11 protein-coding genes are annotated in these 14,063 nt (G+C 60.0%); all 11 read left to right on the top strand.

Features of this window, described 5'->3' with window-relative positions; all coding sequences use genetic code 11:
• Positions 1 to 2 precede the first annotated feature (2 nt).
• The 11 genes from algK to AC07VF_RS13790 all read left to right on the top strand — a co-directional run bounded on the left by algK (position 3) and on the right by AC07VF_RS13790 (position 14,015).
• Positions 3 to 1,415 (top strand): alginate biosynthesis TPR repeat lipoprotein AlgK, encoded by a 1,413-nt coding sequence (gene algK / locus AC07VF_RS13840; RefSeq protein ID WP_133772048.1) that lies wholly within the window; start codon positions 3 to 5, stop codon positions 1,413 to 1,415.
• Positions 1,412 to 2,917 carry an alginate export family protein gene (locus tag AC07VF_RS13835; RefSeq protein ID WP_192171835.1) on the top strand — a complete coding sequence of 502 codons (1,506 nt, stop codon included), beginning with the start codon at positions 1,412 to 1,414 and terminating at the stop codon, positions 2,915 to 2,917. The genes algK and AC07VF_RS13835 overlap by 4 nt, the downstream gene beginning before the upstream one ends.
• Before the next feature lie 27 nt (positions 2,918 to 2,944).
• Positions 2,945 to 4,579: a mannuronan 5-epimerase AlgG gene (gene algG, locus AC07VF_RS13830; RefSeq protein WP_282369541.1), complete on the top strand. Its 1,635-nt coding sequence runs from the start codon at positions 2,945 to 2,947 to the stop codon at positions 4,577 to 4,579.
• 13 nt (positions 4,580 to 4,592) lie between these two features.
• Positions 4,593 to 6,032: an alginate O-acetyltransferase gene (locus AC07VF_RS13825; protein ID WP_495009112.1), complete on the top strand. Its 1,440-nt coding sequence runs from the start codon at positions 4,593 to 4,595 to the stop codon at positions 6,030 to 6,032.
• 7 nt (positions 6,033 to 6,039) lie between these two features.
• Entirely contained in the window at positions 6,040 to 7,176 is a 1,137-nt protein-coding gene (locus tag AC07VF_RS13820) for a mannuronate-specific alginate lyase (protein WP_192171838.1), read from the top strand.
• 233 nt (positions 7,177 to 7,409) lie between these two features.
• Positions 7,410 to 8,972, top strand: coding sequence for an MBOAT family O-acyltransferase (locus tag AC07VF_RS13815; RefSeq protein WP_192171839.1), 1,563 nt, complete (start codon positions 7,410 to 7,412; stop codon positions 8,970 to 8,972).
• Positions 8,973 to 8,982: 10 nt separating this feature from the next.
• Positions 8,983 to 10,158, top strand: coding sequence for an alginate O-acetyltransferase (locus AC07VF_RS13810; RefSeq protein WP_495009113.1), 1,176 nt, complete (start codon positions 8,983 to 8,985; stop codon positions 10,156 to 10,158).
• A 33-nt stretch (positions 10,159 to 10,191) separates the two neighbouring features.
• On the top strand, positions 10,192 to 10,848 hold the full coding sequence (locus AC07VF_RS13805; protein ID WP_205487279.1) for an alginate O-acetyltransferase AlgF: 657 nt from the start codon (positions 10,192 to 10,194) through the stop codon (positions 10,846 to 10,848).
• A 203-nt stretch (positions 10,849 to 11,051) separates the two neighbouring features.
• Complete coding sequence (locus tag AC07VF_RS13800) at positions 11,052 to 12,506, top strand: mannose-1-phosphate guanylyltransferase/mannose-6-phosphate isomerase (protein WP_192171841.1); 1,455 nt, start codon at positions 11,052 to 11,054, stop codon at positions 12,504 to 12,506.
• Positions 12,507 to 12,692: 186 nt separating this feature from the next.
• Positions 12,693 to 13,157 (top strand): multidrug transporter, encoded by a 465-nt coding sequence (locus tag AC07VF_RS13795; protein WP_282373218.1) that lies wholly within the window; start codon positions 12,693 to 12,695, stop codon positions 13,155 to 13,157.
• 33 nt (positions 13,158 to 13,190) lie between these two features.
• A complete protein-coding gene (locus AC07VF_RS13790; protein ID WP_495009114.1) occupies positions 13,191 to 14,015 on the top strand; it encodes an SDR family oxidoreductase in 825 nt (274 codons plus the stop codon).
• The last annotated feature ends 48 nt before the right edge of the window (positions 14,016 to 14,063 follow it).

Below are 14,063 nucleotides of genomic sequence, written 5' to 3'. Positions count from 1 at the left end.
ACATGGCTAGCCCACTACGAAGCTTGTCAGCCCCTACATTGTTGAGCCTGGCGATCGCTATCGGTTTGGGCGGCTGTGCCGGCCTGCCCGATCAGCGCCTGGCCAACGAAGCCCTGAAACGCGGCGACACCGCGCTGGCGGAGCAAAACTATCGGCAACTGGCGGACCTGGGCTATAGCGATGCACAGGTCGGCCTCGCGGATATCCAGGTGGGTACCCGCGACCCGGAGCTGATCAAGCAGGCCGAGGCAACGTATCGCGCTGCAGCCGCCACTTCGCCTCGGGCGCAATCGCGCCTGGGCAAGTTGCTGGCGGTCAAGCCGAACTCCACCGAGGCCGAGCAACGTGAAGCCGAAGGTCTGCTGAAGAAAGCCTTCGCCAATGGCGAAGCCGGCACGCTGATTCCGCTGGCGATGCTCTATCTGCAATACCCGCACACGTTCCCGAACGTGAACGCGCAGCAGAAGATCAACGAATGGCGCGCTGGCGGTTACCCGGAAGCGGGTCTGGCCCAGGTGCTGCTATATCGCACCCAGGGCACCTACGACCAGCATCTGGCTGAAGTCGAAAGCATCTGCAAGCAAGCCCTGCGCACCACTGACGTTTGCTACACCGAGCTGGCGACGGTCTACCAGAAGCGTGGCGAAGCCGACAAACAGGCTGCGCTGATCGAGCAGATGCAAAGCGGCTACGCCATGGGCAGCGTGCCTGCCATGCGTGTCGACAGCGTCGCTCGCGTGCTGGCGGATTCGACAATCGGCAAGCCGGACGAAAAGACCGCGCAATCGCTGCTGGAGAAAGTCGCCCCCGGTTACCCCGCTTCGTGGGTCAGCCTGGCGCAGTTGCTGTACGACTTCCCCGAACTGGGCGACGTCAACAAGATGATGGAATACCTGGACAACGGCCGTGCTGCAGATCAACCGCGCGCCGAACTGTTGCTGGGCAAGCTGTATTACGAAGGCAAGCTGGTCTTGCCGGATGCGAAGAAAGCCGAAGAGCACCTGACCAAGGCCGCTGCGACGCAAATCTCCGCGCATTACTACCTGGGTCAGCTGTATCGCCGGGGTTATCTGGGCCATCCAGACCCGCAGAAAGCTGTCGACCAGTTGCTGACCTCCGCACGCGGTGGCCAGAACAGTGCCGACTTCGCCCTCGCGCAGTTGTTCTCGCAAGGCAAAGGTATCAAGCCTGATCCGGTCAACGCATGGGTCTTCGGCCAGCTCGCACTGGCTCAGGGCACGCCGCAAGCGACGGATCTTGCGCAACAACTGAACGAACAATTGCCGCCTGAGAAGCGCGCCCAGGCGCAGAGCCTTCTCCAGCGAGAACAGCAGGTCCGCGGCACAACCGCGCAAAACGCGTTGGCCTTGCAGACACTGCAAGAAGAAAAAGACGGCGGGGACGCACCTCTATGAAGCTTAAGTTGAACCCTCTGATGGCGGCCGGATTCGGTCTGGGCTTCTCCCTGATCTGGGCCACGCCGACACTGGCAGCCCTGACCGACACTCAGAATTTCGGCATCGAAGTCAAAGCGACCGGCCAGATGGAAGACGACCGTGACCTCGGCACCCGCAGCGGTGGCGACGTCAACGGTGTCGGTCTGGATCTGCGTCCGTGGGCCTATGGCGAGTGGGGCAACTGGAGCGGTTACGCGATGGGCCAGGTAGTTACTGCTACCGACACCATTCAGACCGACCCGCTGGATCAGCAGGTCACTGACGCAAACGGTCAGAGCGCCCAGCGTTCGCGCAGCACGTCGAACAGCCGCAAAGTGGATGACAGCTACGCTGCCCTGCGCGAATTCTGGATCGGCTACAGCGGTTTCACGCCTTACCCTGGCGAGATCCTGAAAGTCGGTCGTCAGCGTCTGCGCAATGACGACGGTCAGTGGCACGACACCAACATCGAAGCGGTGAACTGGACCTTCGACACCACCCTGCTCAAGGCAGAAGTGGGCGCCGCCCAGCGTTTCAGCGAATACCGTACCGACCTGACCGAGCTGTCGGCACAGGACAAGGATCGCTCGCACCTGTATGGCGACGTGGAATACCAATGGACGCCAGGCCAATGGGCAGGCGTTCGTGCGCACCACAGTCATGACGGCGGCAGCCTGAAACAACAGGGCTCAGCCATCGACGACCTGGACAAGACTTCGCGTGGCGACCTGACCTGGCTGGGTCTGCAGGCCAACAGCGACGCGTACAACTACCGCAACCTGAACACCGTCAACTATTGGGGCAGCCTGACCTGGCTGACCGGTGATCGTGACCGCATCGGCACCACCTACAACGCGGCCGAAGATCAGTACGTGGCCGGTGAGAAGAACAGCGAAAACGTCAACGGCTGGGCCACCGACCTGGGCCTGCGTTTCCGTCTGGACCCGATGTGGCAAGTGGGCGGCGCCTACTCCCGCGCCAGCAAGAACTACGAGCAGAACGGTCTGGAAAGCAACCGCTCGAACTGGACCGGTACCCGCTCGCGCGTGCATCGCTTCGGTGAAGCGTTCCAGGGCGAAATGGCCAACGTAGAGTCGGGCTCGCTGTTCGCGTCCTGGCAGATGCAGGACGAGTACGACGCCTCGCTGATCTACCACAAGTTCCGTCGCGTCGACGGCCATTCGGGCATCGGCGGCGCGGGCATCAACCCTGCTCAGGAAAATGTCGATGACGATGGCGTCAGCACCTTTGCCTCGCTGCCCCTCGAAGACGGCCGCAAGGACCTGGGCCAGGAAATGGACCTCGTCGTCACCAAGTACTTCAAGCAAGGCCTGCTGCCTGCTGCGGTAAGCCAGTCGTTCGACGAACCGTCGGCGCTGATTCGTCTGCGTGCAGGCGTGTTCAAACCGGGCGATGCGTACCACAGCGGTGTAGACGATTACATGCACCGCGCCATCGTCGACGTCATCTGGCGCTTCTGATGCAAGCCGCGATAGGAGTGCAATGAGATGAACAGTCAAGCAAGCAGATTGCGTCACCGGGCATGGCCCTATGCCCTGCTGGAAAGCGCTGTGCTGAGCAGCGCCTTGCTGCTCGCCAGCACTGCGGCCATGGCCAACAGCCCGCTGCCGGTTCCCGCCCCTGCGGCGCATCCGGCGGATGGCAAGGATGTGCTGGTCAAAGGCCTGCATCAGGCCAAGACCTACTCCATCAGCAGTCCGCCCATTGAGCCGCTGTTGATGGACAAACCAAAACTGCCTGACCTCTCGGGTTACACCCAGCAGGCCATGCAGAAGAAGATCGTGCGCAGCAAGCCGGGCAAGGTTGCGATCAAACGCATGATGCAGGAAGACTCGCTGAAAGAATTCATCGGCGGTGACAACAAGATGGCCGAATGGGTGGCCCGTCAGCACGGCATCCCCCAGGCGATCTTCATCGAAGATGGCTACATGACCTTGCAGGAGCTGGCGAAGAAGGTGCCTAAACAATACCTGAGCGAAACCTCGCCGGGCGTTTTTCTGGCGCGTCTGCCGATCGTTGTCGGCAAGAACGGCATCTTTGAAGTCGACAAGAAAACCACCGAGCTGCGCCTGTCTCAGGATGCCGGTGCGTTTCTGGTCAACGACAACCTGCTGTTCATGTCCGACACCAAGCTGACCGGCTGGAGCGAGAAGTCCAACGGCCCGTCGACGTTCAAGGCGCCGAAGGAATTCCGCCCGTTCCTGCTGTCCTGGGGTGGCACCCAGACCTACATGTTCAACACCAAAGTGGCGAGCCTGGGTTACAACAACAGCAAGTCGTACGGCGTCAGTATTTCCCAGTACACACCGAACATGAAGGCGCAGATGAACCGCGCCGAGCCAACCGGCTGGATCGTCAATTCTGACTTCTCGGACATGTGGTACGGCTTCTACTGCTATGAAACCCGCGACTTCGTGGTCAAGGGCAGCACCTACCACGACAACATCATCTACGGCATCGACCCCCATGACCGTTCCCACGGTCTGATCATTGCCGAGAACACGGTGTACGGGACCAAGAAAAAGCACGGGATCATCGTCTCCCGTGAGGTGAACGACAGCTTCATCATCAACAACAAGAGCTACGACAACCACCTGTCCGGCATCGTCCTTGACCGTAACAGCGTGAACAACCTGGTGGCGTACAACGAGATCTACCGCAACCACACCGACGGCATCACCTTGTATGAGAGTGCCGACAACCTGCTGTGGGGCAATCGTGTGTTCGCCAACAAGCGTCACGGTATCCGGGTTCGCAACAGCACCAACATCAAGCTGTACGAAAACCTGGCCATCGGTAACGGTTTGATGGGCGTCTACGGCCACATCAAGGACCTGTCGGACACTGACCGCGACATCAAGCTCGACCCGTTCGATGCCGAAGTCTCGCTGATCATGGTCGGCGGCGAACTGACCTCCAACGGTTCAGGCCCGCTGTCCATCGACTCGCCTCTGAGCGTCGAGCTGTACAAAGTCTCGATGCTCGCACCGACCAAAGCCAGCGGGATCAGCTTCAACGGTGTATTGGGCGACCGTCAGGACGAAATCCTCGATCTGCTGGTGCGCCAACAGAAAGCCGTGTTGATCGACCCGGTCGAAAGCCAGAAACAACTCCGGGACTGAGGAAGATATTTCTATGCACGCACATTTGATCAAACTGCTCAGCCTCTCGGGCCTGACCGCTGCACTGTTCGCCGCCAGCAATAGCGCGTATGCAGCGGACACTACAGCCCCGACCTTCACGGCCGAGCCTTGCTGCAGTCTGTGCCCTGAAGCGCACGACGAAAAAAACTACGTCAGCCGCTACCAGCAGAACTTCACCACGCTGGTTCAGGCCCAGGGCGACTGGTTGTTCCGGACCCGCGAAGATCTGCGCACCGAATTCGACACCACGCCTGAAGGCTATCGCCGCATGCAAATGCTGCACGACGCCTTCAAGAGCAAGGGTGTAGAGCTGGTCGTCGTATATCAGCCAACCCGCGGGCTGGTGGATCGCAACAAGCTGTTCCCGGCCGAGCGCGACAAGTTCGACTACAACACCGCGCTGCGTAACTACCAGGCCATGCTCGGTCGTTTCGCGAAGATGGGCTACACCGTGCCGGACCTGTCGCCGTTGACCAACGAGCAACAGGCCCATGATTTCTACTTCCGCGGTGACCAGCACTGGACGCCGTATGGCGCTCAGCGCACAGCAAAAATCGTCGCTGATTCCGTGAAGAAAATGCAGGCCTTCGCCGGTGTTCCACGCCGTGAGTTCGAGACCCACCTGTCAGGTCGCATGGGCAAGAAGGGCACTCTTCACAACATGGCCGGTCAATTGTGCGGCACGAGCTACGCCATCCAGTACATGGACCAGTTCGAGACGGAACCCAAAGGCGAAGCAGCCGACGGCGACCTGTTTGGTGACTCCGGCAATCCGGAGATCACGCTGGTCGGTACCAGTCACAGCGGCAAGAACTACAACTTTGCCGGCTTTTTGCAGGAATACATTGGTGCTGATGTGCTGAACGTCGCCTTCCCGGGCGGCGGCCTTGAAGGTTCGATGCTGCAGTACCTGGGCAGCGAAGACTTCCAGAAACACCCACCGAAGATTCTCATCTGGGAATTCTCGCCGCTTTACCGCCTGGATCAGGAGACCATCTATCGCCAGATGATGTCGCTGCTGGACAACGGCTGTGAAGGCAAACCGGCAATCATGAGCACCAGCACCACCCTCAAACCAGGGATCAACGAGTTGCTGGTCAACGGTAAAAACGGCATCAAGGATGTGCGCAACGGCAGTAATCAGATCGACATCAAGTTCGCCGACAACTCGGTGAAAACCCTTCAGGCGCGCCTCTGGTACATGAACGGTCGCCACGAAGACTTGAAGATCGAGAAACCTGAAACATCTGAAACCGACGGGCGCTTCTCCTTCGAACTGCGCGATGACAAAGACTGGGCTGACCAGCAATTGCTCGCACTGGAAGTGCAGGGTCCGGAAGCGGGCGCTGCGGCACAGCAGGTCGAAGCGAAAGTATGCAAACGCAACGTGTTCCCGAATGTCGCGCATCAAACCGCGCAAGCCGGGTTATGAGGCTCTTATGCACACTCCAAAACTGATGCTCCCTACCCTTCTGTCGCTGGCAATGATGTCCTCGGCACTGTTCGCCACCGGCGCCAGCGCTGCGTCGACACTCGTCCCGCCGCAGGGTTACTACGAAGGTGTCGAGAAATTCAAGACGGGCCAGGGCAAGTTCAGCTGTGACTCCATTCCGCAGCCCTACACCGGTCCGCTGCAGTTTCGCAGCAAATACGAAGGCTCGGACAAAGCCCGCGCGACGCTGAATATGGTCTCCGATCAGGCTTTTCGTGATGCGACCAAAGACATCACCACCATGGAGCGCGCCACCAGCAAGGTGGTGATGCAGTACATGCGTGACGGTCGCCCGGAACAGCTCGATTGCGCGCTGAACATGCTGACCACCTGGGCCAAGGCCGATGCGCTGGAGTCCACCGACTTCAACCACACCGGCAAGTCGATGCGCAAATGGGCATTGGGCAGCATGTCGTCCGCCTATCTGCGCCTGAAGTTCTCCGAGTCGCATCCTCTGGCCACCCGCCAGCAGGAATCGCAGGTGATTGAGGCCTGGTTCAGCAAACTGGCGGATCACGTCGTAAGCGACTGGAACAATCTGCCGCTCGACAAGACTAACAACCACTCCTACTGGGCCGCCTGGGCCGTGATGTCCACCGCAGTCGCGACCAATCGCCAAGACCTGTTTGACTGGGCAGTGAAGGAATTCAAGATCGGCGCCAATCAGGTTGACCCGCAAGGTTTCCTGCCGAACGAGCTCAAGCGCAAACAGCGTGCGCTGGCGTACCACAACTACGCACTTCCGCCTCTGGCCATGATCGCGAGTTTCGCCCAGGCCAACGGTGTCGATTTGCGTCAGGAAAACAACGGTGCGCTCAAGCGTCTGGGTGATCGCGTGCTGGCTGGCGTGAAGAACTCCGGCAGCGAATTCGCCGCCCGCGATGGCGAAAAGCAGGACATGACGGATCTGAAGACCGACATGAAATTCGCTTGGCTGGAACCGTACTGCTCGCTGTATGACTGCGGCCCGGACGTGCTTGAACAGAAACACAAGATGCAGCCGTTCAAGAACTTCCGTCTTGGCGGCGACCTGACCCGCACTTATGACCCGACCCATGAAAAGGGTGACAAGGGCGGTTCGTAAGAGCAAAGGCTCCAGCAGTGTTCGCCGTGGTGTGATCCACAGCGAACCCACTGTAGGAGTGAGCTTGCTCGCGATAGCGATGTATCAGTCAGAGCGGCATCAACCGGACTGACGTATCGCGAGCAAGCTCACTCCTGCGGGGAGTCGGCGGATGCATGTTTCACCCCTCCATTTTTCGTGGGGGGTTTGGGGGGGCTTCGGCCTTTGAAGTTGGACAAATGGAGAGATAAAGGATGGTTTTCTCATCCAACGTGTTCCTGTTCCTGTTCTTGCCGGTGTTTCTCGGCTTGTACTACCTGAGCGGGCAACGCTATCGCAACCTGCTGCTGCTGGTCGCCAGCTACGTGTTTTACGCGTGGTGGCGAGTGGACTTTCTGGCGCTGTTCGCAGGTGTGACGCTGTGGAACTACTGGATCGGCCTGCGCGTAGGCGCCGCCGGGGTCAGAACCAAACCGGCTCAGCGTTGGCTGCTGCTCGGCGTGGTGGTCGACCTGGGCATCCTTGGCTATTTCAAGTACGCCAACTTCGGCGTGGACAGCATCAACGCGATGATGACGTCGATCGGCCTTGAGCCCTTCATCCTGACCCACGTGTTGCTGCCGATCGGTATCTCGTTCTACATCTTCGAGTCCATCAGCTACATCATTGACGTCTACCGTGGCGACACACCGGCGACGCGAAATCTCATCGACTTTGCAGCGTTCGTGGCGATCTTCCCGCACCTGATCGCAGGGCCGGTTCTGCGTTTCCGCGACCTGGTCGATCAGTTCAACAACCGCACGCACACCCTCGACAAGTTTTCCGAGGGCTGCACGCGGTTCATGCAGGGTTTCATCAAGAAGGTATTCATTGCCGACACGCTGGCAGTGGTCGCCGATCATTGCTTCGCCCTGCAGAACCCGACCACGGGTGACGCATGGCTCGGCGCGCTGGCGTATACCGCGCAGCTTTACTTCGACTTCTCAGGTTACAGCGACATGGCCATCGGCCTGGGCCTGATGATGGGTTTCCGCTTCATGGAAAACTTCAAACAGCCCTACATCAGCCAATCGATCACCGAGTTCTGGCGCCGCTGGCACATCAGCCTGTCGACCTGGCTGCGTGACTATCTGTACATCACGCTGGGCGGCAACCGCGGCGGCAAGGTCGCGACCTACCGCAACCTGTTTCTGACCATGCTGCTGGGTGGTCTGTGGCACGGCGCCAACATCACGTACATCGTCTGGGGTGCCTGGCACGGTGTGTGGCTGGCGATCGAAAAAGCCATCGGCCTGAACACCGCGCCGCGCACCTTCAACGTCGTTCGCTGGGCGTTCACCTTCCTGCTGGTGGTCATGGGCTGGGTCATCTTCCGCTCGGAAAACCTGCACGTTGCCGCTCGTATGTACGGCGCCATGTTCAGCTTCAGCGATCTCGGCCTGTCGGAACTCAACCGCGCCAGCCTCACCGGCCTGCAAGTAGCGACCCTGGTTGTGGCGTACATCACCCTCGCTTTCTTCGGCCTGCGTGATTTCTACCGCAACCGTGCACCGGGCAAGCCGACCGACAAGCCCGTACAGGCCGATGGCCCTGCCGCTGCCGAGCCCGGCCTGATCAAGGCCGTGCCGGGCGACAAGCCGGGCAGCATCCATCAACCGGGTTACATCGTCGGCACCGAAGCGCAGGTTCAGCCTGCCTACTGGACCGTCGACTGGTCGCGCTATGTCATGCGCGCCCTGATCCTGCTGATGTTCGTTGCATCGATCCTGAAACTCTCGGCGGCCAGTTTCTCGCCGTTCCTTTACTTCCAGTTCTGAGGAGCCTGACATGACCCGTTCATTACGTTTCCTCTACATCTTCCTGTTCCTGGCGATTCTGCTGGTGCTGGGCCTGTGGTCGCTGCGCAGCTTCATCGGTTTCTCGACGTCGAAGGAGACCACCGTGCTCAATGGTCACTGGACCAAAGCGGTGGAAACCCACTACGACGAAGAATTCCCGATCAAGCGTCTGGGCACCAACCTCTGGGCAGCGCTGGACTACAAGGTGTTCAACGAAGGTCGTCCGGGCGTGATCCTGGGCAAGGACCAGTGGCTGTACACCGACGAAGAATTCGACGCCGTTGCCAACGGCGAGCAGAACGAAGCAGACAACCTGGCGATCATTCAGGGCGTGCGTGACACCCTGAAAAAGCAAGGCACGCAGCTGGTGCTGGCGATCATTCCGGCGAAGACGCGTCTGTACCCGGAGCACGTCGGTGACAACAAACCGGCCACGCTGCACACCGATCTGTATCAGCAGTTCCACGCTCAGGTTAATCAGGCCGGCATCCTCGCCCCTGATCTGCTCACGCCGCTGCAAAGCGCCAAAGAGAAGGGCCAGGTGTTCCTGCGCACCGACACTCACTGGACGCCGATGGGCGCGGAAATCGTTGCCCAGCAGTTGGGTGACGTGATCAGCAAGCAGCTGCCGCTGAACGTTGAACCGCAGAACTTCGTCACTGAAGCCAAGACGACCGAACCCTACAAGGGCGATCTGACCAACTTCCTGCCGCTGGATCCGCTGTTCAGCAACCTGCTGCCCAAGCCGGACGACCTGCAACAGCGCAGCACCAACCCGGCTGAGGCTGGCGCCGAAAGTGATGACCCCCTGTTCGCTGACAATTCGGTTGCGGTCGGCCTGGTTGGCACCAGCTACAGCGCCAACCCCAACTGGAACTTCGCCGGTGCGCTCAAACAGGCCCTGCACGCAGACGTCGTGAATTACGCCGAAGACGGCCATGGCCCGATCCTGCCGATGCTCAAGTACCTGCAGACCGACGCCTTCAAAAGCAGCCCCCCGCAGGTGCTGATCTGGGAATTCCCGGAACGCTACCTGCCCGCTCACAACGACCTGACCGAGTTCGACCCACAGTGGATCGCTGAACTCAAAAAGGCCCGTGACCCCCAACAGAATCTGGCGGACAACGCCAACAACTCCAAGTCGCCCACCCGGGCGCAAAACTGAGAGGACTCTTTGACTATGACTTCGCAGAACCCAATGCCAGTTCGTTCGAGCAAAACCAACCTGCTGAAAACCTGCGTGCTGGCCGCGAGCCTGGGCTTCGTATCCCTTTCCGCATTCGCCGGTGGCGACGCCGCGCTGTACGGCCCGACCGCACCAAAAGGCTCGACCTTCGTGCGTGTGTACAACGCCAGCAGCAGCGAAATCTCCGCCAGCGTCGGCAACACCAGCCTCAACGAAATCGGCCCATTGGCCAGCAGTGACTTCGGCTTCATGCCCCAGGGCGACTACACCGCCAAAGTCGGCAGCCAGTCCCTGCCGGTGAAACTGGCCAGCGATCACTACTACACCATCGTCAACAACACTTCGGGCGCGCCGCAACTGGTCGAAGAGCCTCCGTTCAAGAACAAGCAGAAGTCCCTGGTTCGCGTACAGAACCTGAGTGACAAGTCGCTGACCCTGAAAACCGCTGACGGCAAGACCGACGTGGTCAAGGCTGTGTCTGCCAAGGGCACCGGCGAGCGTGAAATCAACCCGGTCAAAGTCAGCTTCGCGCTGTTCGACGGCGACAAGAAAGTGGCTGACCTGAAGCCGGTTGCACTGGAGCGCGGTGAAGCCGCCGTTCTCTACGTCACCGGCAGCGGCAGCAGCCTGTCGCCAGTCTGGGTCAAGCGCCCGACGGGCACTCAGTAAGCGTTGAATCTGGCCGAGAGGCCGCCGGCAGCGCGCGTGATCAACCGCGCGCTGCCACGGATTTACGGAATTAAGCGTTCGGCGTCAGGCACTGCGGAGCAAGCAGACAGCCAAGAGGACGCCGGGCGATGCAAGACAAAAACCAGAAAGACCGAAAAGACCTACAGCCCATTCGAACGATTTTTGCTTAACGGAGAAACAAAATGATTCCAGTGATCTTGTCAGGTGGTAGCGGTTCCCGACTCTGGCCTCTTTCGCGTAAACAGTTTCCTAAACAGTTCCTGGCGCTGACCGGCGAACACACTCTGTTCCAACAGACCGTCGAGCGCCTGCAATTCGACGGCATGCAGCACCCTGTCGTGGTGTGCAACAAGGATCACCGCTTCATCGTCACCGAGCAGCTCAATGCACTGGGTCTGGAAACTCAGGCCGTGATCATGGAACCGTTTGGTCGCAACACTGCGCCTGCCGTTGCCATCACCGCGATGATGCTGGCCAACGAAGGTCGTGACGAGTTGATGCTGGTGCTGCCAGCCGACCACGTGATCGACGATCAGAAAGCCCTGCAACGTGCGCTGGCCCTGGCCACCGTTGCTGCAGAGCGTGGCGAAATGGTGCTGTTCGGTATCCCGGCGACCAAGCCTGAAACCGGCTACGGCTACATCAAGTCCACCGCCGACGCCCTGCTGCCGGAAGGCGTCAGCCGCGTGCAGCACTTCGTTGAGAAGCCTGATGAACAACGCGCCCAGGAATTCGTCCAGGCCGGCGGTTACTACTGGAACAGCGGCATGTTCCTGTTCCGCGCCAGCCGTTACCTGGAAGAGCTGAAAAAGCACGATCCGGATATCTACGACAACTGCCTGCTGACCCTCGAGCGCAGCAAGCAGGACGGCGACAGCATCTCCCTGGACGAGGCGAGCTTCGCCTGCTGCCCTGACAACTCCATCGACTACGCCGTCATGGAAAAAACCCAGCGCGCCTGCGTGGTTCCACTCGATGCGGGCTGGAGCGATGTCGGCTGCTGGTCTTCCCTGTGGGACGTGAGCGCCAAAGATGAAAACGGCAACGTTGCCAAAGGCGATGTCGTGATCCAGGACAGCCGCAACTGCATGATTCAGGGCAACGGCAAACTGGTGACCGTGATCGGCCTGGACAACGTCGTTGTCGTCGAAACCAAAGACGCCATGATGATCGTCCACAAAGACAAGGTTCAGGGCGTCAAGCAACTGGTCAACACGCTCAATGAGCAAGGCCGCAGCGAAACCCAGAACCACCTCGAAGTCTATCGCCCATGGGGCTCGTACGACTCCGTGGACATGGGCGGCCGTTTCCAGGTCAAGCGCATTTCCGTCAAGCCGGGCGCCAGCCTGTCGCTGCAGATGCATCACCACCGCGCTGAACACTGGATCGTTGTATCGGGTACCGCTCAGGTCACCTGCGACGACAACGTGTTCCTGCTGACCGAGAACCAGTCGACCTACATCCCGATCGCCTCGGTTCACCGCCTGCGCAACCCGGGCAAAATCCCGTTGGAAATCATCGAAGTCCAATCGGGCAGCTACCTGGGCGAAGACGACATCGAACGTTTCGAAGACGTCTACGGCCGCTCCACCCCTGGCATCGAAGCCGGCGTGAAGACCCAGACCATCGCGCGTTAATACCGCTTCACCGAGTAGTACTAGGCCCCCGTCAATCCTCTGCGTATTCCCCATCCGCAGAGGGTTTTCGGGGGCTTTTTTATGGGCTTTCATACCTGTGCGACCTTGAATCAGACGAACCACCATTAGCCCAATCCCCTCCCCTTTCGGTACGATGCCCGCATCTGCAATCGCGAGATCGACACGATGATTTTCGGCGCCGTACTCCTGTTCACCTGGCTGGTCCTGCTCCTGCGCTATCCCTCCAAAGCCCTGCCTGTTTCTCTGGCGGCGGCAGTCGGGCTGGGTGTGGTGGCGGCGTTTGTGGTCTGGGAGGACAGCCGCGATGAGCAGCGCCTTGAGCGCCTGCAGATGCGCGTTAACTATGCGCCGCAGCAATGCCCGACGGGCCGCCCGTTGCTGGTGCTGATCGATAACGGTAATAAGGTCTCGCTTACCGAACTGCGCTGGAAGATCGCGGCCTACGCGCCGGGCGATACCGTGAATCTGGCCGAAGACACCTACACCGCACCGCGTTATCGCGGGCCGGGCGATTTGTTGCCCGGCAGTCAGTGGCAAGATTGCTTGCCGATGCCGCCGCTGCGTCCGGGTTATCGGCCGCAGACCCTGGAGTTTCGTGCCGAACGCCTGCAAGGCACGTTCTCCGGCTGAGCGCCGCCCTTCTCTTTTTTCAAGGATTGAACCATGTCTGTGGTGTTGATCACCGGTTGTTCCAGCGGCATCGGCCGCGCCATGGCGGATGCCTTCAAAGCGGCAGGCCATGAGGTCTGGACGACGGCACGCAAGCCGGCCGATGTGGAAGCACTGACCGCTGCAGGTTTTCGTGCCGTGGCCTTGGACGTCAATGACAGCGCAGCGATTGATCTGCTGGTCTGCGAGCTTGATCAACACGGCAAAGGGCTCGACGTGCTGGTCAACAACGCAGGCTACGGTGGCATTGGCCCGCTGCTGGATGGCGGTGTCGAGGCCATGCGCAGACAGTTCGAAACCAATGTGTTTTCCGTGGTCGGGGTGACGCGCGCGCTGTTTCCAATGCTGCGTCGCAACAAGGGGTTGGTGGTGAACATCGGCAGCGTTTCGGGCGTGCTGGTGACGCCGTTCGCGGGGGCATATTGCGCTTCAAAGGCCGCTGTCCATGCCATGACCGACGCTTTACGCATGGAGCTGGCGCCTTTCGGCATCCGGGTGATGGAAGTCCAGCCGGGCGCCATCGACACTCATTTCGCGCAAAACGCCAGCCATGAGGCCGAGCAAGTGATTCATCAGGATTCGTCGTGGTGGCCGTGGCGTGAAGGCATCCGCGCGAGGGCCAACGCGTCCCAGGGCAATCCGACACCCGCCACAGACTTCGCCCGCGACGTGCTCAACGCCGTGCAACGCAGCCATCCACCGCGTTTGCTGCGATCCGGCAATGGCAGCCGCGCGCTGCCGCTCATGGAGCGCTTGCTGCCCAAGGCCTTGCTGGAGTGGATTCTGAGCAAACGCTTCAAGCTGGATAAGCGCCATTGACGGCCACCGCAGATGAACCTGCGGTCATGGAACTCGTGGGAGCGAGCT

It is taken from the genome of Pseudomonas sp. GW821-FHT02H06 (genome assembly GCF_059421525.1).
The sequence above is the reverse complement of the archived record's forward strand: the minus strand, read 5'-3'. Positions and strand labels throughout refer to the sequence as shown.